The organism is Fulvivirga sedimenti, from assembly GCF_020328055.1.
Window position 1 is genome coordinate 1,311,078 of record NZ_JAIXNE010000002.1, and the last position, 20,669, is coordinate 1,331,746.

Sequence of the window (20,669 nt, forward strand, 5' to 3'; positions counted from 1 at the left end):
AATCTGATGAAAGACTACAGATCAATTAATCCAAAGTCGTACTTACTGTAAATATCTATAAAATAAGGCCAGATTTTCCGGAAAGAACCTTTGTAATTTTTCAAAAGAAACCAATGAATTCGGGCAACTCTATCGGAGGAAATCAGTATAAAATTAATACCATTCAAATTATATTGGAATATGTCGAGATGCGGATTTAATCAGAATTATGCTGTCCGAAGAAACAAAATTCGTGAGATGTCGAATGAAGAACTGATCGACCTTTTCAATGAACAATTGCCAAACTATGATGCTAATGATCGGTATTCATTTAATGATATCGCAATGATTGCGGAAGAAATTCAATGCCGTGATTTTGATTATTCGGTCATCGGCGATGAAAAAGAGCTGAGAATTGGCAGGAGAATCCGGTATTCGCGGTCGTTGAATATGATCTTTCTTGATGAGGAGTGAAAACCCTGGTAATTCCAAATCATGATAGAGATATGCTCACTCATAAATCGGCGGTGCTGCAAGCCTGATCTCTTTTAGTGTATCCGGCGAAAATCTGACAGCCCATAAAGGATGTTGACCATCAACAGGCAACGTCAGGAGCGGACCGCCATTCACCTGTAAACGGAGATGATCGATCTCACTGATATTACCCAGTTCAAAATAAGATGCAAGATCCAGTGATTCATCGGTTTCCACTTTCTTGAATAATGGAATTGTAGACGAGTTGATATAGAGTGCAACCTCATCCCAGTCAAAATCTTTTTCAAGAAAAACACAGATTCTTGAAGAATCAATTCGCTCCAGGTGCCGCATACGCGCCGGATAAATATTTACAGGTTCCTCAATTTCAACGATTGTCCGGTAGAATTGTCCGTCGGTGCTGATACCTTCTGTACATGCCACCAAACAAAATAACATGAAATAACTCAAACATTGTCTTCCCATGGTTTCTCCGTTGGTTTCTTCAGATCAGGATGAAGCCTCATCATTCGATTGACACACTTTTTAACTTCTGGCTCCATCTCCATGTACCCTTCGATTTTCTTTTTGATCTTATAGGTGTTGCATTTCAGGGTATAACTCATACCGTCATAGCCGTGACCCATGATTTCCTTATCGCTTTCCTTCAGCCTAACCAGCGAATCGAGGAAGGTCACAATTTTCTTCTGATCTACATCAAGTGTCACCATCCGTAGACCTTCATGTGATCCGGATGCCCTTTCCCGCAATCCGTATGAAAGCGTGTTATCCTTAATGACCACCTTGAAATCATGCCCGAAATAGGCGGTTGACTCGTATTGAAATTGAATTGGCATGTGTCTCTTTTTTTTAATTCAATTATGCTGATGTATCAAAACTAAGAATATGCGCTTAATTCCAAACTTGCCCGCCCTGTTCTTAATGGTCATTGTTTCCTGCAACCGAACCTACCCACCCGATTATGTCGACCTCGATACGGTACAGGTATTTTCAGATTTAAACCTTCGTGAGAATATCAGATTGAATACAGGTTTTGATTTCGATAATGGAGTATTTTCGAATCATTCGGATGAATATTTTACATTCCTTGATTTGTCTGAATTCTGTTTTCCCGAGCGACAGATCCTGCAATTATATATCGGATATAACGGGTCCATTATTCATGAAGGAAGGGGAGTGACAGATCTGAATCCCTTGCTGGAGAAATATGTACTGAACTTCGGTAAGGACCCTGAATTACCGGATGCCGCGGACGAATTCGTCACCTGGTTCTACCTCAGTTCCGACCAGCCCATCCGATCGCTTGAGAATGTTATTTATCAACATGCGCGCAGCTATAATGCCATCAGGGAAAAACACGGCAAACAATTCGAAATTCCGGATTCTCCGTGTATTTGGGTCATGAATAATACAGGCCTTGGTCCTACTTTACCTCCCTCACTCGATCCCCCAGGCGAGTATTATGAGATTGCAGGAGAGATAATTCTACAAACCTCAAGCAATATAAATAGGTAAACTTGTCAATCTGCCGTCGTGGAAGAAACAACCGGTTATTTAGCGTTCATAAATCTGAGGGCGTTATTGTAGAAGATATCCGCTTTTTGTTCGACCGTCAGGAAGTCCATGGAATTGATCGCATCTATGGAATCAGTGATAGTTTCTGCCCAGACCATCTGATCTGAACCGAACATGATACGCTTGCCAAAACCTGCATCGACCAATCCTTTGATGAATTTATGGAACTCAGCCCTCGGAAGAATCCAGGCGATAACACCTGTATCCACATAGACCTGTGGATGCGCATACATCAGCGCTTTCATGTCCTCGAGGTAGGGCCACCCGGCATGCATGATGTATATCCGCATATTGCGATGGCTCAGCAGGATATCCTCCATGACCAAAGGCTTTCCGTGCGCAGCCCGTGTCTCTGGGTACATCATGTAGGCACCGCCGGGAGGTCCGCCCGGAAACAGGTGATACGCCATCGGCACGTTCAGTTCTTCCGCCACATCATAGTATTGCGCGAGTACAGGAGCGGTCGGAGTCATCCCTGCGTAATTCGGTGCTACTTCCCCGATCACATCGAGTTCTCCGGCCGAATGCATCTGCCTCAATTCTGCAACCGGTGAACTGTGCCCCTGCCCCTTCCAGAATACCGCGGGGTCAGCATCCGGCCAGTTCCTGGCACCGGATAACATGGCCCGCACAATATTATGTTCCTTCATTTTCTTCAAAGTTTGGGCTTTGACCTCATCCAACGTCGCCGGGGCATTGTAGACTTTACCTGTTAGCGGGTTTGGCATGGGCTGACCAAGCATAGTCTCAAAACCGCTATTCTCCCCAAAGGCATGCAAATGCATATCGATGATCGGACCGTTGTATTCTTCATTTCCCTGTGAAAACGCAGAATGCATAAAGAGCATCAGAATGCCCACAAATAGTGCTTTAATTTGTTTCATTTTTGCTCGATTGAATTGAAAATTGTATTTCATAATACTCTATTAATACCTATTCCCTGTGTGCAATGAAGCTCGGTCTGTGATCTCATCATAGCTCGCAGGGGATCCCGAAACCCCGAAGGGATCCCATTGGGACAAGTTCGGCATGACGCTTGGAATAGAGCCCTTATTCCCTATTCCCTATTCCCTATTCCATTCTATCCATTCTCTACTCCCTATTCCCTATTCCCTACTCCCTATCCTTATTCCCTATTCGCTGCTATATGCTCAAATATCTCCGGCAAAATAGGGTCCTTGTATATAGAATTCCATATGATTAGTATATCCTTACTCTCCAGGTATCTGACGGCGAAATTTGATCCCATACCGGCGCCGCCATGGGCGACTGCCCTGGTCGTTTTTCCATTATTTGAAGGCAGCTCCATGATTGAAAATCCATATCCGTAAGGATTCTGATGAGGGGGCGGCCAAGCCCCTTCCGGCACCTCTGAAGGGAAAGAATGGGGTGTGAACATCAACTCCCAGGTTTCCTTACGGAGAAGCTTTTCTGAACCAAGCGCCAGCATAAATCGGTACAGATCCCGTTGGGTGCTGATTACCTCTTCCCCCCGGAAGTCTGATTCATATACCTTACCGGCACTTCCGTCCTGACTGTAATACACGGGCATATTGGCATAGTGTTCTTTTGCATTACCGCTGGTATGCGTCATTCTTAACGGTTCCAGAATCCATTCAGTCAGCGCATTTCCATAGGTTGTCGTCCGGTACTTTTCAATGATCAGCCGCAGCAGGAGATAGCCCGAGTTGGAATAATGAAACATTGTACCCGGTTCGAACTCGAGATCCATACCTGCAACGGCCTCCAGCAGCGCGGCCTCCTGCAAATCCCACGGAAGCTGGCCTCTGATCTGATACCAGACATAATCCGGTAAACCTGTTCTGTGCGATAGCATATGGTGAATGGTTATGTCATCGGCACGTGGGTGTTTGAATTCAGGATAGTGCTCCGACAGCGGATCATCAAGCGCAAGAATACCTTCTTCGACCATTTGCATGATCAGCACGGAGGTAAACATTTTATTAAGACTGTTGATATAAAACTGCTGATCTTCGGTAAGCACGAGGCCCTTTTCCCGGTCTGCAACACCCCATGCCTGGGATAGCAGTATCTGCTCCCCTTCCGCCATCAGGATACCTCCATGGAGTTTTCCCTCTGCATACAGCCGGTTGATCAATTGCTGCAGCGCGGGATCGGTGGATTGTGCCTGTGTGAATAGGGAAGAAACGCCGATCATAATCAGAATGATCATTATGTGTATCGACTTTATCATGATTTTTTGATTCTTTTCAGACCAATATAGCAGGATCCGCCGCGTTGAAATTGTAAAAATCGGCAGTCTTTGCTTGCAGTTTTCTGAATTTGCCAGGTGAGATCCCACCAAATTCACGGAAATCCCTGATAAAATGTGCCTGGTCATAGTAGCCAAGGTCCACCGCGATCGCGGTAAGGGAATCATCTTTACGGCTGATGACCTCGTTTATTGCACAATTGAAACGCCGCAACTTACTGAAATACTTGGGGGCAATTCCGATATGCTGAATGAACAGATCCCGCAGGCGCCGGTGGCCAAGGTTGGCGGAATCGGAAAGATCGTCCATAGAAAGATCCGGCTGATCAGTGATCATGTGGACCAATCGGATCATTCGGTCATCGCCATACCTGATCCGCCATTCTTCCAACAGGAATTTTTCGATGATCATCTGGCGGTCGTGATTCGACCTGGCTGTATAAAGCTGATCATAAACCTGCTCCAGCATGCTAGCGGAAAAAAACGTCCCGTGATCAGGGAAGGCATTTACAAGATTCTTCATCGGAACACCGGTAAAAAGATAAAAGGCAAAGGGTTTGAACTGAACAATCATCATCCGTATCCGCCTGCCGGTATTGAAGGATACCGGCCGGATACAGGAGGTCGACATATTATTGCCCATCGTCCCGTACTCCATTGAAAGCACTTCCTCGTGAAGGTTAATAGACAGATTCGTCGTGCAATTGGGAAAAAGCCGCATCCATACATCCGGATTTTCCCCGGCATCCGTATCCCAGAATGTGATATGATTGAGCATCGTCCGGAGAAAGGGATGGGATGGCAAATTAACTTGTACGGACATAACATGAATATACGGTTTTCATGAATTATTTCCGTCGATTACCCGGGAAAATGACGGCGAATTAGCTTTGCCTCCTCACCCATTCGTCCGCCTTTGTCGGACCCTTCCCCTCCCCATGGGATGGAGATACCATCCTACTAGCATTTACGAAGGCAGGTCCGCCCGATTCCCCGCTTTGCCTGCCGTAGCATTAGCGTGGGTTGTAATGTCTGAGGACCATACGGGAGTCGTGACCAATACTTCCCCCCTTGAGGGGGGTGTTCAGCCTGATCACAGGCAGGATGTAAATTCGCGTGCCAACGGTCCGCTACATTTGTAAATAATCGTATTATTTAAGTATTGCGTGCCGCCCCGAAGGGGTCCCTGCCTACCGGCAGGCAGGCCTTCGGGAAAGGTACGCTCCATGTTTCAGATGCATGCAAATCAAAAAGAGATCCCGGCCCGACTCCGTGATTCCACGGAGTTCCGCCGGGATGACGGTGAAGGAAGATCAACTGAAAACTACATCAACACACCTGCCTGTGCTATCGCTCCGGCAGGCAAGCCTGCCTGCCGGGAGGCAGGCTGAACAAAGTGATCCACTGAGTGAAACGATCCACCGAACGAAGTGATCTGCCTGCCGGCAGGCAGGCTGAACAAAGTGCTCCATAATCACTACTGACTATCCCGAAGGGAGGCGTTTGGCCCTGACTACTGACTACTGACTATTTCCGCTTCTGCTGAAAGCAACTCATTCCCATCACTCAACCCCTCCTGAATGAAGGCATCAATTTCAGCATTACGCGGCTGACCTTTCTTCAACAGCACCCCCAAACTGAGCATCACACCAATGCGTGTGCCCACCTTTTTGGCCGAAGTGTTGAACAGCGGCTCCAGGTCTTCGTAGGAGATCGATTCCGCGAGCTTGAGGATATTCGCCCGGGCGGAGTCCAGCTTTGCGCCCGACAAATTCGTGTACTTCTTGCTGATCGACTTGATCTCGTCGATCGGCTTGCGCTGACCCTGTCCGGCTTGTGCCTGTGGTTTGGCAGCCTGCTGCTGAGGCTGCTGTGTATTCTGCTTCGCCCATGAATCCCGCAAACCTACCGTCTTGTTGAAAATCAAATGATCGGAAGTTGAATCTTTATCGAGGGTAAAGTACCCTACCCGCTGAAACTGGAATTTGTCATCGGCCTTCGCATCCTTCAGGAAAGGCTCCAGATAGGCCTCTTTAATTATATTCAATGAATTCGGATTGATCAGATCCATAAAATTCTTATCACTGTGTGCGTCCGGCGCCTCGTCAAGGAACAGACGGTCATACTCCCGCACCTCGGCTTTCACCGCATGCTGAATGGATACCCAGTGCAACGTTCCCTTCACCTTCCGGGTGCTGGCTTCCGTACCGCTGCCCGAACGTGAATCCAGGTCACAGGTACAGTGAATCTCAACAATATTTCCGGCATCGTCCTTCACCACCGATTCGCCCTTGATGATGTATGCGCTCTTCAGACGCACTTCTTTCCCGAGCGTCAGTCGGAAAAACTTGTTGTCGGCCTCTTCCTGGAAATCTTCCCGCTCAATGTACAATTCACGTGAGAATGGAACATCATGCTCCCCTGAATCCGGGTCTTCCGGATTATTCTCCATGGGAAGCATTTCCACCTTATCGGCCGGATAATTGGTGATCACCACCTTCACAGGATCCAGCACACCCATCACGCGCGTGGCTGTTTTATTCAGATCCTCCCGGATACAGAATTCCAGCAGCGATACTTCCGTCACACTGTCCCGTTTAGAGATGCCCGACAGTTCACTGAACTTCCGGATGGATTCAGGCGTATATCCCCTTCGCCTCAACCCTGAGATCGTAGGCATGCGCGGATCATCCCAGCCTGCCACGGTTCCTGATTGCACCAGCTGGAGCAGCTTGCGCTTGCTCATAACCGTATAGCTCAGGTTTCTTCTGGCGAATTCCCGCTGTTTGGGTCTGAAGTCATTTTTATCTGTGATCTGATCCAGGAACCAGTCATACAGTTCGCGGTGTGACTTGAATTCGAGCGTACAAAGCGAGTGAGAAACCTGTTCGATGAAATCTGATTGTCCGTGCGCCCAGTCATACATCGGGTAGATACACCATTCATTCCCGGTGCGGTGGTGCGCCTTGTTGATGATCCGGTACAGCAGGGGATCACGCATATGCATATTGGGTGAAGCCATATCAATCTTCGCCCGAAGCACGTAGGTGCCCGCAGCAAATTCTCCATTCTTCATGCGCTCGAACAGGTCGAGGTTCTCCTCCACACTTTGATCACGGTGCGGACTGGCCGTACCTGGCGTTGTGGGTGTTCCTTTCTGTTCGGCAATGAGGTCTGTCGATTGTCCGTCTACATAGGCTTTGCCCTGCTTGATAAGTTCCACCGCCCAGTCGTACAGCTGCTGGAAGTAATCCGATGAGTAGCATTCACTGGCCCACTTGAAGCCGAGCCATTCGATGTCGCGTTTGATGGCATCCACATATTCCTGTTCTTCCTTGGTGGGGTTGGTATCATCGAACCGCAGGTTTACGGGAGCATTGTATTTCAGGCCCAGTCCGAAGTTAAGGCAGATCGACGCCGCATGCCCGATATGGAGATAGCCATTGGGCTCCGGCGGGAAGCGAAACCGCAGCTTATCAGGCGATAAACCGGCGGCCAGGTCATCTTCAATAATTTGTTCGATAAAATTTAGAGACTCGTCAGACATGGGCTAATTGATTAAGGCACCAAAATTACAGTAAATGTGGATTTATTAATAATTGATTGATCGCACTTTTTTCATTAACCTCCTTTACCCCGTTGATGCGGTGCAGGATAGTACGTCCCCCCTCGAGGGGGGTTAGGGGGGTGTTTCCTCTCGAGGGGGGATTAAGGTAGATGTCTAACTTAGACAGGAACGGGTGTGAGGCCCACGCCGGTCCTCTCTCTTTCGTCATCCTGAAAGAGTGAGCAAAGCGAACGATGTTCAGGATCCCCCCACTACTGACTACCTGCCTGCCGGCAGGCAGGCTGACTACTGACTACTGACTAAAATCTATCTACTCTATTTTTCTTGTAGTGGTTCTCTTCACCTCTTCGGGCAAATACGGATCCCAGTAATGTTTCGGAAAGGTCATGACAACCCTGTCATAACCCTCCACCTGGAACGAAATACTTTCCGGGGCATCATTGATCGGAAAAGTGAACTGTCCGTTGGGGTTGGTGATGACCTGCAGGTTATTTCCTTTGGAAACGAGCGTCACTTCGGTTCTGCTCACGGGTGTTTTCGACTGGATCTCCTCCAGTGTTGCCACCATGGTAATCCAGTCTTTGAATTTTACCGAAAGCTTGAATGGCGCGTTCAGATCTTTACGATTTTCGATTTGTCCGTTTCGCTGAAAACCCTCAATCCAGAATTGCGGGGGACGGACAGATGTGCAGGCAGAAATAAGGATCAGCACTACAAAGCCAAGGATGCGAATCATAGTTCTAAAGAAGAAAAAAATCCGGGTTTTTACAAGTTGGGCGATTGCACGCAGCCTTTTGCCCTCGCCGGGCAGGCCTTACTTTTTTTAGTCGCAAAAAAAGTAAGCAAACCTGCCTGCCGGTTTACCCACCGGAGGGACAGCGTAGGTGGGCAGGCAGGAACGCTTGGCCTGGCACTCCCAAAGGGATCCCTATGGGAAAACTCGTCGGCGTTGCCTCCTCAGACATGGCCCAGGCCGGCATTATTCCATCGTCATCCTGAGCTTGTCTCAGGATCCCCTACTTCTGACTACTGACCACTGACTACTGACTATATTTCCCTACTCCCTGCTCTCCAGCCATGCCAGCAACTCCCTATCAAACACCTCCGGCTCCTCATACATAGGCGAATGCCCGCTCTTTTCGAAAATGCGGATGGTGAGATCCGGAAATTTGTCGCGATAGGCATTCCAGGTGAACGCCGGACCGACAAGATAATCATACCGGCCCAGGGCAAGGAACACCGGCGCTTCCAGCTCCGAAAGTCCTTTTGTAATATCAATTTCTACGAAAACTGTTCCCCAGACATAGTTCAGCATATCCTCATTCACATAAACGCCTTCCCACAAGGGTGTTGAATCAAAATAGGGATCATACCATGCCATCGGTCCGCTGCGGACGTAATTCCGGATGAATGCCTCGCCGGATGGCAACGCTGCGATCTCCTCATCGGTGATGCGTTTGAAGTTTTCCTCCAATACTGTTTTCCGCTCGGGATCTACAGATTCCGACCACGTCCGGTCAATGAGGGCAGTGTTTTCCGGACCGAAATCAGGTGCCGTTCCGATCATCACAACATGCGACACGTTTTGTGGATACTTCTTGGCATATTCAAGGGCCATGAAGGAATGACCCGAATGCCCGATCACAATTACCTTCCCGAGGTCCAGTTTTTTCCGAACCGCCTCCATGTCATCAATGATCTTTTCAAGTTGATAATCTGAATGATCACGCTCACCATTTGGCGGAACAAAACCCCGGTGATCCGTCATCACCATCTTCAGATGCTTTTGCAGGTTTTCTGAATACATCCGCGCATAATATACCGAACTCCCCACGACCAGTGCTGGCGTCCCCTGCCCGATCACCCTATAATTCAGCCTGAAGCCGTCGGAAATGATATACCCTTCTTCCTGTCCGCAGGCAGTCATCGCCACGAACAAAAAAAGAATTGAATGGAATATTGCCTTCATTTTAAGAGTTCTGTTGAAAGCAATTTCAGAAACTCTGTCAATAATTCCTTGAATAAATCTGCTTTTCCTCGAGGTAGATACTCTCACTGCCATCTCCCACGAGGAATTTCGTTTTCACAGTTAAACGGTCATCAAAACGGGGAAGGAAAACCACGACATGCAAATGCGGACCGGAACTAAACCCCACATTTCCGCTGGAAGCAATGATTTGCCCCTGTTTTACACGGTCCCCTACCTTCACTTTTGACCCGTTTTTCTCAATGTGGGTATACTCGGCAAACGTACCATCAGAATGATACACGACGATGAAGTTATTGTACTGAATACAATCCCGGGTATTACAATTTTTGCTATTTGATTCCTCCACTTTCACCACGAGTCCGTCCCGCATCGCCGCAACCGGGGTTCCTACGTCCATGGTAAAATCGAGCGAATTCTTGCCCTGATGTGAAAATGATCCGTCATATCCCTGCCAGAGTTTATAGGATTCCGACTTTTTAAACGGCAGATAATATTCAAAATCCTCATCATACTCATCCAGCAACACATCCCCGATATTATTCCAGAATCGATAACCCAGGCGGTAAGTTTTTCCTTTGTCAATCACCCTGACATCAAAAAGGTATTGCCCTTTCTTATCACCTTCAAGCAGATAAACCTTACCATCTTCCGAATCCGCCTCTAAATTGGTGAGTTCAAATTCAAACTTTATACTTACAGGGCACATTTCATCATTATCAGCAAAGATCTGATACCCAAAATCGGTTCTTTCGTAATAAACCTTTACCTGGTTTTTGGCAAAAATTTCAGTTGTAATGCTTATTATAATGAGGAACAAAAGGATACGTAGCATAGGATCTGATCTGAAATAAATTTTTTCACTAATAAATTAACGTTTAAATAAAGGATTTTTCCACGATGATAAAAATTATTCGTCTGTTGTTGATTCTGATCACCCTCGGTTCCTGCGAAGGAATTAAGTCGGAATTGCTTGAAGGAAAGTGGGCCGGCACAGACCCCAACGGTAATTACATGGAACTTTGGTTCGGGGACAGCCTTGCGCTGAGCTACCTTGGAGGGATGGAAGAATTCATTGTTTACAACTATGACCTATCCGGAAACCGGATCACCTATTCCGTCCGGGAAAGTTTCATTCCGACTAGGGAAACATTCGATAATATTGTAGGCTTACTGAATAATGATTCCCTGGTACTGGAGTATTCAATGGGTGACGGCACTGTCATTTCCTATTCCTATTATCGACTCCCGGGAGATGTTCCGGAAATTTCAGGAACCGGTCTTCTGAAGAATGAAAAGGCGTATCGCTCGATGGTAAGTGCACCGCCGCGTGCTGTTCCGCCGCAATACGAGGTGATGGGTTTCGACTGTCAGGGTTTCACCACCCCGGCAGTATATGAATTCCGCGAAATGATCGAACAGGAAGATTACGATGAAATTGAATCTGAACTGATTTCCGGCAACCCGGCACATAAGTTTCTGGCGATCGTGGTCCTCGAACTTCTCGATGAACAGGGCATCCATACGCTGTCTTCCACCCGCCGCGAATACATCAGCCAGGAAAAAATTTCCTACCAAAAACTATTCGTTTGCAATGCAGACCAGGTTTCCACCTATCGGTTCATTGAGATCTTCCAGGATGAGGACATTATTCTGAGAGAAGCCAGGGAGGCACTCACGTTCCCAGCAGCGAGTGCGTCCCCCCTCGAGGGGGGATAAAGGGGGGTGTTTTCCCTCAAGGGAGGACGGAGGCAAAACCATTCCCCTTACCGTCATCCCCGCCTACGCTCTGGCTACGGCGGACAGGCCGGCGAGGCAGGGATCTCCTGATAGATAGCAGACAAATAAGAGATCCTGAAACGGCTCCGGCCTTCACCGGAGGCTCTTCAGGATGACGATGGACGAAAGACCGGCCTGGGCCGTGTCTGAGGAGGCAACGCCGACGAGTTTTCCCGTAGGGATCCCTTCGGGAGGGCCAGGCCTAGATTTCCTGCCTGCCCACCTACGCTGTCCCTCCGGTGGGTAAACCGGCAGGCAGGTTTGCCTACTTTTTCACTCAGCCTTCGCGTAGCCGCTTCGGCGAAGCACGGTCAATGGAAAAAGTAGGGCCTGCCCGGCGAGGGCTTATCCTTTTTCCTTACTATCTTCCACCTGCATGCTACATCTGTTCAGAAAAATTCGGCACTCCTTTATGATGAAGAATAACGTTTCACGCTATCTGGCTTACGCATTTGGCGAAATTATCCTGGTCGTTATCGGAATTCTTATCGCCCTGATGATCAATTCCTGGTGGCAATCCAAAAAAGATAAGGAATATGAGATCGACGTACTCCTCCAGATTCAAAGTGCGATCGAGGGCGACTTTTATTTGATCGAAGGCCTCACCGAACGTTCAGGAACCCGACAGGACGGAATCAACTTCCTGCTAAAGGCCATTAACACAAAAAATACAACCTTTCCCGATTCTGTCATCATGAATGCCTACAACAAGACATCCATGGGCTCAACCTATACCTATGACCGCAGCATCTATGAATCACTGAAAGTCAAGGGCCTGGAGAAAATCCGGAATGACTCTATCCGGTATATGATTACCAGGTTATACGAACTTTACCAACCCAGGGCAAGCCTGTTCATTGATGATTACGCCCGTGAAAGAGGTTGGAAAACAATCATATCCAATCTTGAACCACTCATTCTTGATTTTGTCTCAACAGAAGATGAAAATGGCAATTATGTCATTCAGAAACGACCCAAAGAAGGCTTTTTACAATCCCCTGAATTAATACGTATCCTGTCACTTAATCAGGAAGATGACAGTCATTTCAGATTTCGTATCCAAGGTATCAGGAATCGACTTAAAATATCAAATGATATTATTGACAGTGAGTTGGAAAGACTTGCAGAATAGTCAGTAGTCAGTAGTCAGTAGTCAGTAGTGGTAGTAATTAGTAGGGATAGAAAGTAGGCTGGAATCTTCCGTTGGTTTTGTAGTCTTTGAATTAAAAAAATAAGAAGAGCTGCCCGAATATATTTTACTATAAAAAGCTCTATTCTATTGCCATGAGCCAGTACCACTACTGACTACTGACTACTGACTACTGACTAATAAAAGTGTCGCTTCCCAAAGTCTCTTCCCGTTCTCCTCGTCCGCGGCCTTTTCATCTACCTCCTCGCGGCTCATCAGGAATAAATAATCATGCGGTTTGCCCTCCAGGTCCTTTGAGGCCGCCATGTACACTACCGGCTCTGCGGCCTTTTCAGGGGAACGGAAGAACATCTTAAAGATCAGCTTCATCAGGGGCTGAACAACTGCCGGCGCCTCCCGCGCAATGTTTGAGTTTATGGGCCCCGGACATAAAGCAAAAACGGAATACTTCACTTTCTCAGCATTCAGCTTACGCTCCAGTTCACGCGCGAACGTAGTCAGCAATAATTTATAATACCCGTACCGCTCCACCGTCTTCGCCATCTTATGCTCCTGAAACTTTCCGAATGTTTCCCATTCGAATTCTGATGGGTTCCGGTGACTTTCCGAAGAGACATAGATGATCCGCGGAAGGGAATCGCCGTCCGTGTTAAACGCACCAACCTTCAGAAGCTCATTCACCACGTAGAATTTCGACAAATAATTCACCATGAACATTTCATCAAGCCCCCTGTCGGTCTTTCTTGCCTCCTTCACCACAATCGCCGCATTGCTGATCAGAATATCGATTTTGCCGATCTTTTCCTTCAGCTCACGCACAAATGCATCGATCGATTCAAAGCTGGCAAGATCCACATACAGCATATGTACGTCATCATTCCCCGAAAATGCCTTCACCTCTTCTCCCCGCTTGGGAATCCCGCTCCGTACCCCCATCACCACCTTCGCTCCCAGGGCTGCAATCTGCTTTGCTGTCGCCAGTCCAAGCCCGGAACTGGCCCCCATGATCAGTACGGTCTTACCTTCAAGACGGTCCGACGGATTGAGTGTTCCCACCCGCTCCTGCTTCCTGAACAAATCGGTAATCCCCTTGATCGTCGCTTGCAACGGACTGTTATATTGCTTCTGTTTATCTCCCATTTAATGTCTTTTGAAATTCCTGGTATGCTGATGTGTACCGGTCCAGATCGGAATTCTCCATCCCAAAATCACTAAGCCGATACGCATGTTTTCCATATTTTCCCGGTGGGTTCTTCAATGCCGTATTCTCAAAAATTTGGGCCAGTTCATCGGAAACTGCCAGTCCCCTGTCATAATATATCTGCTTCAGAACCCCCGTTGAATCCTTTACCAGATCCTCGTATTGAATATCCGTAAACATGGCTTCATTTCCATCCTTTCGGAATGCCAGGGCCTGATCCAGCATGTAACCAACCTTCCTCACCCAATGTTCCGCCACCTCTTCCGGCCGCACCATATTGCTGAACAAACTGCGTGAATAGGCCACCATACTTAAAAAGGATGGTATCGACTGGTGCACATCCCGGTGCGGCCATATCAAATGCACATCATTGAAATGCTTTTTAATCTGCGGAAGAAATTCGAGGTGATGCGGCGTCTTGAGAACCCAGCGTTTACCCGGCCGCTGCCATTGCAGCAGCTTCAGTAGCTTCATCATGTAGGCATAGGCAGGTGACTGGTCTGTCTTCTCCAGCCAGGAAGCATAGGATGGCACATGCATCGTTGCCTCCGCCGTGGTGCTCAGAAAAGAAACATCCAGCAGTAACACATCTTCTTCCGGCGCTTCGTATTCCACCGGGTGGATCGCAAAAAATCCGGGGGACATCAGCTGCAATGCTTTCACACTGGTTTTGGCAATTTTTATGCGCTCCTCCCCCGACTTCACATCATTCTTTATGGGTGCGGGATTGATGGCTTCCCAGCTGAGTACCGACCTGTTTTCCGGATCCGCAGCCAGCAGCCGCTGAAGCTTCGTCGTACCTGTGCGCTGTAAACCAACGATGATCATGGCCGGATAAACATCCTGCTCCAGGATCTCCGGGTATTTTTTGAAATATTCCTCAGCACGCAGCCGCACCGACAATAAATTAATAATTCGCTGACGGGTTATAAACTGTCCGATCGGATGAAGCCTCGCTTCCTGCTGAATGGAATCGATCATCCGCTCCAGCGGCTCATCCCAAAAATCACTCCCAAGATCCTCCAGTCCGGTTGATTTACGGGCTGCTTTAATAAGGCTGTCTTTTTTCAACACCGACTTTGTACCCAACGGATAGGTAGCTCCCCACAGTGCATTGATCCCCTTAAACCACAGCGGTTGCTTTTTGTAATCTTCCGACCGTATAGCGTTGTCCGGGTTCATTCAGACCAGAAGCGTATCAAATTTCACAACCTCACAATGGGGCTCCACGGCATCATTCTGATCCTTTAGCCGGTACCAGCGCCAGCACATTGTCCCTTCAGAATGCTCACAGGTATTGATCCAGTTGGGAAGGCCCGGATCCTGATGAGCGACGATAACCCTCAGGCTGCCGTCCGGCTCATAGGTCGCATTGCCCTTGCTCACGCAAATCGTGAAATAACGGTAATCCAGGGATTCCATCCAGTAATTATTGAGCTGGAAGTTCCAGCTGTCACATTCCGGCGGCATTACCGTAATCACTAATGCCTCATCTTCCTTGAGGCTCCAGTAGCTGTGATAGTAAGTGATGTTGGCATCACCTCCCGCAGCATTCGATACTTCCGGATCAAACAACGGCAGCTTATTCGGGTGTTTCTGAAATCCTTTCGCCCATCGGGCAAATAAAACCGGGGCTCCGGCGATAAACATGGAGGCCATTTTCAAGCCTTCATCGATCATCTTTGGTGTCAGTGCTGATGGAGCCGTTCTCCCGTCGGTATTTTCAATATGTACTTCGGCCGGTGTTTCCTCAAACCGGTTGAGGAACGTTTGGCGCACCATGACCATGCTGGTTTCCGGCTCGATCTTCAGCCAGTTGCTGCCCTTACGCTCCCGGCACACAGATATCTCGAACGAGCCGTCTTCTTCCACGATCAGATCACTTCCTTCGAGCACACCGCACGGTGCCAGTCCGCCCGTCGTTCCATAATTCCCGTTCTGCGTAAAAAACCCGATGTAATGGACGGAATTGCGCTTCCCCCGAATGACATATTCAAAATCACCGCTGATTTGGGCATTGAAATAATAGTTATCGGGATTATCGGCCCCCATCTTCACGGTTTCATGAACCATCCGTTTGAAAACAGGAAACGCCGGGTCTGCATATTCCACAAAAGCTTCCAGTCCGGCGCGGGTCAGACGGGTGAGATAGCGAAGGCCCTCGGCCTGGTTGAACGGATTCTGGGGCGTGCCCGGTAAATGGAGGGTACTTCCGGCAAGTTTCAGCTGATCACAGAATTCATCCCATGATTTTCCGGATACAACACGCTCATCATGGATATCATCCTCCGTTTTTCCGCTGATGGAAAGTCTTACTTTCCGGAAGAATTCAGATATTTTCAGAAAGGCGAAAAGCAGGCCGCGCATGGATAAGGATAAGTTTAGTTCTCCTAAAAATAGGAATAATGATTCATAAGTGATGTACGACATTTACTGCCACACTTTAGAGGTGATTGCACCTCAATCGTCACTCATTAGGAATCCCTGACCTAAAATCAGCTTTTGATATGATATTCCCGGGTAAGATAGGGTTCCATCGACGGGTAGTCGATAAATGTCTTTGTATCCTTGTAGACCGCCATCATACGCTGGATGATGACGGCAGGATTACCAAAAAATGAAAAGGGATTCAGCAGTTTGCTTCTTGATGTTACATGTTCCTCCACGATACCATCCCAGGTTTCTGTGCTGACGGGTTTGGAATCACGAACCACATTCCGGTTGTAGTGCCAGAGGGGATGGATCTTCAGGGACAGTGGTGTATGGCTGTTATGCCACCGGTCGATGAACTGGTTATAATCAATTCCCTTCTTCTGGTTGAAAAGGGTGAGAAGACATATGCCTGGAGTAATTTCACCATCGGGCCAGGTCTTCTCATAGGCAACCGGCAGGGCCTCCTCCACATGATACATACCGCAAAATCCCGTTTCACCTGTGATAATTGAATACTCCGTTTCTGATTCACTTTTAACGGATATGACGCCAATTTTTTTTCGTTTGAAGGGGATAACAGATACCATCGGGGGTGCCACTTCGGTGAGGACCACATGCAATTTCGCCGGATTATATTCTGATGCGGTCTTTTTCGTAAGGTTCAGGATGCGGCCTTTAAAATCCGGATAGTTCTCTCCTTTTATTCCCCGAATGATATATATTGTTTTCTTCAATTCCGACTGGAGTTTATCTGGGTAATATAAATGTAATGACCGATTCTGGGCAAGGTACTAAAATCAATCAAAAAAAGGCAGCAAGGGTTCTGGTTACCGGGGCCCTTGGATTTTTAGGGAATCGGATCGTGGATGAATTACTCATGGATGACTCGCCCTTGCCTGTTGAAAAAGTTATTGCCATGGACATTAAACCCTTCTCAGGTGTGCCGGATGAAAGGGTTGAATTTATTCAGGGCGATATATGCGATCAGGGTCTGATGGAACGGCTGACCACAGACACAGACATCGTCATTCACAGTGCGGCGATCATTGACTGGGGAACAAAGTCACGCGCTGAAGTGCTGGATTCCAATGTCGGCGGAACCCGGAATGTCATTGAGGCCTGCAGAAAAAATAGTGTTCGGAACCTGATCTATACGAGCTCTCTCGATGCAGTATATTCCGGCAAGCCGCTGATCGATATTGATGAAACGCAGCCCTACCCGGAAAAGCATGTGAATGTATATTGTGAATCGAAACACCTGACTGAAATCGAGGTTCAGCAGGCTAACGGCAATGAACTGCGGACCTGTATTTTGCGGCCCGGAGATGTATTCGGGGAGCGTGATCCCTATCATATTGAGCCCTTGATCAAGATGGCTAAATCGGGTTTTTACGTGCGGCTGGGGAATGGAAAATCAAAATGCCAGCATGTATATGTGGGAAATATGGCGTTTGCGCATGTGCTGGCGGCAGCGGAATTATGGAGGGGCAACACGAAAATTGCCGGGGAGATTTATTTCATAACCGATGGTGAGGGCGAGAATTTTTTCAGGTTTTTCGACCAGATCGTGGAAGGGTCGGGGCACAGGATCTTCCCGAAGAACGCATGGATTCCCAGGAATATCGCCTATTCAATGGGCGCAGTTTCGGAATGGATCGCGATGCTCCTCCGTCCGGTCAAACATTACAATCCGAAATTCAGCCGCTTCGCGGTCGCCTATACCTGTACCGATTTCACCTTCTCCTCGAAAAAAGCGATGAATGATTTTAATTATCGACCGAAGTATGATCGTGATGTGGCGTTAAAAAGAACGATTGAGTTTTATTCAGCCGTCCCCCCTTGAGGGGGGATAAAGGGGGGTGTTTCTCCTTGAGGGGGGACGAACCAGCGCTCCTCCTGTAAGGCCTGCCCACCGTAGCCTGCGCAAAGTTAGGGATGACGATCAATAGAAGACCGGCCTGGGCCATGTCTGAGGAGGCAACGCCGACGAGTTTGGGCCAGGCCAAGCGTTTTTGCTCACTTTTTTCGCGACTGAAAAAAGTGAGGCCCGCCCGGCAAGGGCAATCCCCTTTACTTAAAATAATTCAAAAAGAACCGCATCGTTTTATCATGACAATCGGCGCAGACAACGGGCTCACCGTGACTGTTTCCTGCGAGCAGCGAGAACTGATTATCGAGGCCGATCGACTCGGCATGCGCGATGATTCTGCAGGAACCATATGCAATGGCACTGCCTTCCAGGCCTTCTTCACAATTAACGTCCGTATCGCCTACATTGTGAATGCAGGAGATTGGTGGTTCACCCGCATCAATGAAATTTAAATCGTATATCGCGCCTGCAAGGCTTGCCACACCATTAACACTGCTGGAATATCCCGGATTTCCGCGTTCACCTTCATCACCGCCATAGGAGTTCACCAGCTCCAGTTGTGCCGGAGTAAAGTCATCTGCCCGGGCATATGCAGCCTGAAGTGCGATGAAGGCACCTGTACCATGACCGCCTACGAAAATATTATCAGGATCTATATTGTAAAGATTATCGGTGTCCTGGTCTTTCCGAAAAAAACGTATCGCGGCTTTCACATCATGGACGGCGGTCACAAATCGTTCAAAGGGATCCATTTGCCTGTTGGGATCTGAAATATACCGCATCAGAGCTACCACATAGCCTGTGCCGGCAAACCGCCTCGCCAGGTTATCCAAAACATCCAGGTTGGAAGGAAGGAATGCTCCGCCTCCCGCAAAAACCAGAACGGGCCTTGGTGCCTGGTCAGCCCCCACAGGTTCGTAGATGTACATGACCTGGTCGTCGCCATTCGGACCGTAGGAAATAAGCTCACTCTTCGAAATATTCTCGAAGAACTGATCCGAATAAAGCTCATCCTTTTCATTCAGCAGGTTTATTATGGCGGTTACAACGCCATCTGTACACCCCTCCGCCGTAACCGCAATTTCAAGTTCAAACTGCTGACGCTGCTCATAGTCCAGCAGGTTGTTGTTCAGAACAGAAATTTCACCGGCAGTGTTGATGCCAAATGTATTTCCGTCATTTCCGGATGTAATCGAATAGCTTACTTCCTTTCCAGAGGGAGGAACAATGGATGCATCACCTACTACAGTGCCGGCATCTGCATTTTCAGCTATTGCAAACGCAATTTCATTGAAAGGAAGCTCACAGGATTCAGGTGAATCATCGTCGTCGTTACAGCCGGCAGTGAAAAAAAATAATAACAGGATTAGAAGAAGAAGATTGGGTCTTTTCAAGGGAGCGATCAAAGCGGTAAATTTTTGTGAACAGGTAAGATATTAAAAACATCGGTAATTATGAATATTTCTTTAGAGGACGACACCTCACCGTCCCCCCTCGAGGGGGGATTAAGGGGGGTGTTTTCCCTCGAGGGGGTTAAAGGGAGTGTTACACGACCTGAACGCAACAATCCTTCATATCCTTGGCCTGGATCATGAACGGCTCACCTATAAATTTCAGGGCAGACGATTCCGCCTCACCGATGTTCACGGAAATGTTGTAAAAAACATCCTAACATAAGTTATCAACAACCTTCCTGCCTTCAGAATGACTACCTGCCTGCCCACCTACGCTGTCCCTCCGGTGGGTAAACCGGCAGGCGGGCTGACTACTGACTACTGACTACTGACTACTGACTACTGACTATTCCTTAACGGCATCCCAGGCTGCCTTTGCCGCTTCAATACAGTCTTTATCAACCTCTATCTTGTCATCCTCCACGAGACGCAGCGCAGTATTTCTGGTGATTTCCACCGGGGTCAGGTCATTCACAAATACACCCGTCTGAATTGTCATCTGGATGTAGTAGGTCTTGCCTGCCTCAATATCAATTTTTATGACTTCGGCCTTCTTTTTCGTTTTGCCGCCATCAAACTGAACCCTGAATTCATGCTCGCCCGGCTGAACGGCATGCGCTGAAAATCGTCGGTTACTGAGATTGCAGACACGGTCCTCATCTATGAAAGCACTAAATGCCGTGGCCGAACCTACATGGCCTTTCCCGCGAAGGAAATATACCAATCCGAAGTCTGCTCCCTCTTTATTCTCAAGCAATTCCTGCGAGAATACAACACTGAACACCCCGGTGAACAGTAGTATTATTGTAGTTAAGAAAATCTTTTTCATTATGAATTTAATATGATATAAACATAGAGAAAAGTCTGATATACAGATGTTCAGCAACAAATTATTTTTGGGGAATTTTTGTCCCCCCTTGAGGGGGGTCAGGGGGGTGTTTCCCC

At 47.9% G+C, this 20,669-nt stretch carries 21 protein-coding genes and 1 pseudogene; 7 read left to right on the top strand and 15 right to left on the bottom strand.

Going from position 1 to position 20,669, the window contains the following annotated elements:
• Positions 1-180: 180 nt before the first annotated feature.
• Positions 181-453, top strand: a complete 273-nt coding sequence (locus tag LDX50_RS12045; protein WP_225698698.1) for a hypothetical protein — start codon at positions 181-183, stop codon at positions 451-453.
• A 36-nt stretch (positions 454-489) separates the two neighbouring features.
• Here LDX50_RS12045 and LDX50_RS12050 read toward each other — a convergent pair whose 3' ends face one another.
• Entirely contained in the window at positions 490-939 is a 450-nt protein-coding gene (locus LDX50_RS12050; protein ID WP_225698699.1) for a hypothetical protein, read from the bottom strand.
• The gene (locus LDX50_RS12055; RefSeq protein WP_225698700.1) at positions 921-1,310 is read right to left on the bottom strand and encodes a hypothetical protein; all 390 of its coding nucleotides are present in this window, start codon (positions 1,308-1,310) and stop codon (positions 921-923) included. The genes LDX50_RS12050 and LDX50_RS12055 overlap by 19 nt, the downstream gene beginning before the upstream one ends.
• 49 nt (positions 1,311-1,359) lie before the next feature.
• On the opposite strand from LDX50_RS12055, the gene LDX50_RS12060 reads away from it, so the two are divergent.
• Positions 1,360-1,989: a hypothetical protein gene (locus LDX50_RS12060; RefSeq protein ID WP_225698701.1), complete on the top strand. Its 630-nt coding sequence runs from the start codon at positions 1,360-1,362 to the stop codon at positions 1,987-1,989.
• A gap of 35 nt (positions 1,990-2,024) precedes the next feature.
• On the opposite strand, the gene LDX50_RS12065 is transcribed toward LDX50_RS12060, so the two are convergent.
• The 3 genes from LDX50_RS12065 to LDX50_RS12075 all read right to left on the bottom strand — a co-directional run bounded on the left by LDX50_RS12065 (position 2,025) and on the right by LDX50_RS12075 (position 5,105).
• A complete protein-coding gene (locus LDX50_RS12065; RefSeq protein ID WP_225698702.1) occupies positions 2,025-2,933 on the bottom strand; it encodes an amidohydrolase family protein in 909 nt (302 codons plus the stop codon).
• 242 nt (positions 2,934-3,175) lie between these two features.
• Entirely contained in the window at positions 3,176-4,264 is a 1,089-nt protein-coding gene (locus LDX50_RS12070; protein WP_225698703.1) for a serine hydrolase domain-containing protein, read from the bottom strand.
• A gap of 16 nt (positions 4,265-4,280) precedes the next feature.
• Positions 4,281-5,105 carry an AraC family transcriptional regulator gene (locus LDX50_RS12075; protein WP_225698704.1) on the bottom strand — a complete coding sequence of 275 codons (825 nt, stop codon included), beginning with the start codon at positions 5,103-5,105 and terminating at the stop codon, positions 4,281-4,283.
• Between the two features lie 403 nt (positions 5,106-5,508).
• Between LDX50_RS12075 and LDX50_RS12080 the strand changes: the two genes are divergently transcribed.
• Entirely contained in the window at positions 5,509-5,673 is a 165-nt protein-coding gene (locus tag LDX50_RS12080; RefSeq protein WP_225698705.1) for a hypothetical protein, read from the top strand.
• Positions 5,674-5,795: 122 nt separating this feature from the next.
• Here LDX50_RS12080 and LDX50_RS12085 read toward each other — a convergent pair whose 3' ends face one another.
• The 4 genes from LDX50_RS12085 to LDX50_RS12100 all read right to left on the bottom strand — a co-directional run bounded on the left by LDX50_RS12085 (position 5,796) and on the right by LDX50_RS12100 (position 10,672).
• Positions 5,796-7,829 carry a glutamine--tRNA ligase/YqeY domain fusion protein gene (locus LDX50_RS12085; RefSeq protein WP_225698706.1) on the bottom strand — a complete coding sequence of 678 codons (2,034 nt, stop codon included), beginning with the start codon at positions 7,827-7,829 and terminating at the stop codon, positions 5,796-5,798.
• 331 nt (positions 7,830-8,160) lie between these two features.
• Complete coding sequence (locus LDX50_RS12090) at positions 8,161-8,586, bottom strand: hypothetical protein (RefSeq protein WP_225698707.1); 426 nt, start codon at positions 8,584-8,586, stop codon at positions 8,161-8,163.
• A gap of 321 nt (positions 8,587-8,907) precedes the next feature.
• The gene (locus tag LDX50_RS12095; protein WP_225698708.1) at positions 8,908-9,819 is read right to left on the bottom strand and encodes an alpha/beta fold hydrolase; all 912 of its coding nucleotides are present in this window, start codon (positions 9,817-9,819) and stop codon (positions 8,908-8,910) included.
• Between the two features lie 37 nt (positions 9,820-9,856).
• Positions 9,857-10,672, bottom strand: a complete 816-nt coding sequence (locus LDX50_RS12100; RefSeq protein ID WP_225698709.1) for a M23 family metallopeptidase — start codon at positions 10,670-10,672, stop codon at positions 9,857-9,859.
• A 65-nt stretch (positions 10,673-10,737) separates the two neighbouring features.
• Here LDX50_RS12100 and LDX50_RS12105 point away from each other — a divergent pair, with 65 nt between their 5' ends.
• Positions 10,738-11,556 carry a hypothetical protein gene (locus LDX50_RS12105; RefSeq protein ID WP_225698710.1) on the top strand — a complete coding sequence of 273 codons (819 nt, stop codon included), beginning with the start codon at positions 10,738-10,740 and terminating at the stop codon, positions 11,554-11,556.
• 472 nt (positions 11,557-12,028) lie between these two features.
• Positions 12,029-12,748 (top strand): DUF6090 family protein, encoded by a 720-nt coding sequence (locus tag LDX50_RS12110; protein ID WP_225698711.1) that lies wholly within the window; start codon positions 12,029-12,031, stop codon positions 12,746-12,748.
• Positions 12,749-12,928: 180 nt separating this feature from the next.
• On the opposite strand, the gene LDX50_RS12115 is transcribed toward LDX50_RS12110, so the two are convergent.
• The 4 genes from LDX50_RS12115 to LDX50_RS12130 form a co-directional block, all read right to left on the bottom strand.
• On the bottom strand, positions 12,929-13,906 hold the full coding sequence (locus LDX50_RS12115; protein ID WP_225698712.1) for an SDR family NAD(P)-dependent oxidoreductase: 978 nt from the start codon (positions 13,904-13,906) through the stop codon (positions 12,929-12,931).
• Positions 13,896-15,149 (bottom strand): sulfotransferase family protein, encoded by a 1,254-nt coding sequence (locus tag LDX50_RS12120; RefSeq protein ID WP_225698713.1) that lies wholly within the window; start codon positions 15,147-15,149, stop codon positions 13,896-13,898. Before LDX50_RS12120 ends, LDX50_RS12115 begins: the two co-directional genes overlap by 11 nt.
• Positions 15,150-16,397, bottom strand: coding sequence for a DUF1214 domain-containing protein (locus LDX50_RS12125; RefSeq protein ID WP_225698714.1), 1,248 nt, complete (start codon positions 16,395-16,397; stop codon positions 15,150-15,152).
• 65 nt (positions 16,398-16,462) lie between these two features.
• Positions 16,463-17,134, bottom strand: coding sequence for a hypothetical protein (locus LDX50_RS12130; protein WP_225698715.1), 672 nt, complete (start codon positions 17,132-17,134; stop codon positions 16,463-16,465).
• Positions 17,135-17,169: 35 nt separating this feature from the next.
• Between LDX50_RS12130 and LDX50_RS12135 the strand changes: the two genes are divergently transcribed.
• Positions 17,170-18,243, top strand: a complete 1,074-nt coding sequence (locus LDX50_RS12135; protein WP_225698716.1) for an NAD-dependent epimerase/dehydratase family protein — start codon at positions 17,170-17,172, stop codon at positions 18,241-18,243.
• A gap of 227 nt (positions 18,244-18,470) precedes the next feature.
• Here the strand turns inward: LDX50_RS12135 and LDX50_RS12140 are convergent, their stop codons facing one another.
• Positions 18,471-19,676, bottom strand: coding sequence for a cadherin domain-containing protein (locus LDX50_RS12140; protein WP_225698717.1), 1,206 nt, complete (start codon positions 19,674-19,676; stop codon positions 18,471-18,473).
• A gap of 139 nt (positions 19,677-19,815) precedes the next feature.
• On the opposite strand from LDX50_RS12140, the pseudogene LDX50_RS12145 reads away from it, so the two are divergent.
• A pseudogene (locus LDX50_RS12145) lies at positions 19,816-19,947 on the top strand (DUF1501 domain-containing protein); the annotation flags it as partial.
• 123 nt (positions 19,948-20,070) lie between these two features.
• Here the strand turns inward: LDX50_RS12145 and LDX50_RS12150 are convergent.
• On the bottom strand, positions 20,071-20,553 hold the full coding sequence (locus LDX50_RS12150; protein ID WP_225698718.1) for a DUF2846 domain-containing protein: 483 nt from the start codon (positions 20,551-20,553) through the stop codon (positions 20,071-20,073).
• Between the last annotated feature and the right edge of the window lie 116 nt (positions 20,554-20,669).

What these genes read in the sequence shown, in the direction of transcription:
- LDX50_RS12045 (WP_225698698.1), top strand. Translation starts at nt 181, where the DNA reads ATGTCGAGATGCGGATTTAATCAGAATTATGCTGTCCGAAGAAACAAA.
- LDX50_RS12050 (WP_225698699.1), bottom strand. Translation starts at nt 939, where the DNA reads ATGGGAAGACAATGTTTGAGTTATTTCATGTTATTTTGTTTGGTGGCA.
- LDX50_RS12055 (WP_225698700.1), bottom strand. Translation starts at nt 1,310, where the DNA reads ATGCCAATTCAATTTCAATACGAGTCAACCGCCTATTTCGGGCATGAT.
- LDX50_RS12060 (WP_225698701.1), top strand. Translation starts at nt 1,360, where the DNA reads ATGCGCTTAATTCCAAACTTGCCCGCCCTGTTCTTAATGGTCATTGTT.
- LDX50_RS12065 (WP_225698702.1), bottom strand. Translation starts at nt 2,933, where the DNA reads ATGAAACAAATTAAAGCACTATTTGTGGGCATTCTGATGCTCTTTATG.
- LDX50_RS12070 (WP_225698703.1), bottom strand. Translation starts at nt 4,264, where the DNA reads ATGATAAAGTCGATACACATAATGATCATTCTGATTATGATCGGCGTT.
- LDX50_RS12075 (WP_225698704.1), bottom strand. Translation starts at nt 5,105, where the DNA reads ATGTCCGTACAAGTTAATTTGCCATCCCATCCCTTTCTCCGGACGATG.
- LDX50_RS12080 (WP_225698705.1), top strand. Translation starts at nt 5,509, where the DNA reads ATGTTTCAGATGCATGCAAATCAAAAAGAGATCCCGGCCCGACTCCGT.
- LDX50_RS12085 (WP_225698706.1), bottom strand. Translation starts at nt 7,829, where the DNA reads ATGTCTGACGAGTCTCTAAATTTTATCGAACAAATTATTGAAGATGAC.
- LDX50_RS12090 (WP_225698707.1), bottom strand. Translation starts at nt 8,586, where the DNA reads ATGATTCGCATCCTTGGCTTTGTAGTGCTGATCCTTATTTCTGCCTGC.
- LDX50_RS12095 (WP_225698708.1), bottom strand. Translation starts at nt 9,819, where the DNA reads ATGAAGGCAATATTCCATTCAATTCTTTTTTTGTTCGTGGCGATGACT.
- LDX50_RS12100 (WP_225698709.1), bottom strand. Translation starts at nt 10,672, where the DNA reads ATGCTACGTATCCTTTTGTTCCTCATTATAATAAGCATTACAACTGAA.
- LDX50_RS12105 (WP_225698710.1), top strand. Translation starts at nt 10,738, where the DNA reads ATGATAAAAATTATTCGTCTGTTGTTGATTCTGATCACCCTCGGTTCC.
- LDX50_RS12110 (WP_225698711.1), top strand. Translation starts at nt 12,029, where the DNA reads ATGATGAAGAATAACGTTTCACGCTATCTGGCTTACGCATTTGGCGAA.
- LDX50_RS12115 (WP_225698712.1), bottom strand. Translation starts at nt 13,906, where the DNA reads ATGGGAGATAAACAGAAGCAATATAACAGTCCGTTGCAAGCGACGATC.
- LDX50_RS12120 (WP_225698713.1), bottom strand. Translation starts at nt 15,149, where the DNA reads ATGAACCCGGACAACGCTATACGGTCGGAAGATTACAAAAAGCAACCG.
- LDX50_RS12125 (WP_225698714.1), bottom strand. Translation starts at nt 16,397, where the DNA reads ATGTCGTACATCACTTATGAATCATTATTCCTATTTTTAGGAGAACTA.
- LDX50_RS12135 (WP_225698716.1), top strand. Translation starts at nt 17,170, where the DNA reads ATGACCGATTCTGGGCAAGGTACTAAAATCAATCAAAAAAAGGCAGCA.
- LDX50_RS12150 (WP_225698718.1), bottom strand. Translation starts at nt 20,553, where the DNA reads ATGAAAAAGATTTTCTTAACTACAATAATACTACTGTTCACCGGGGTG.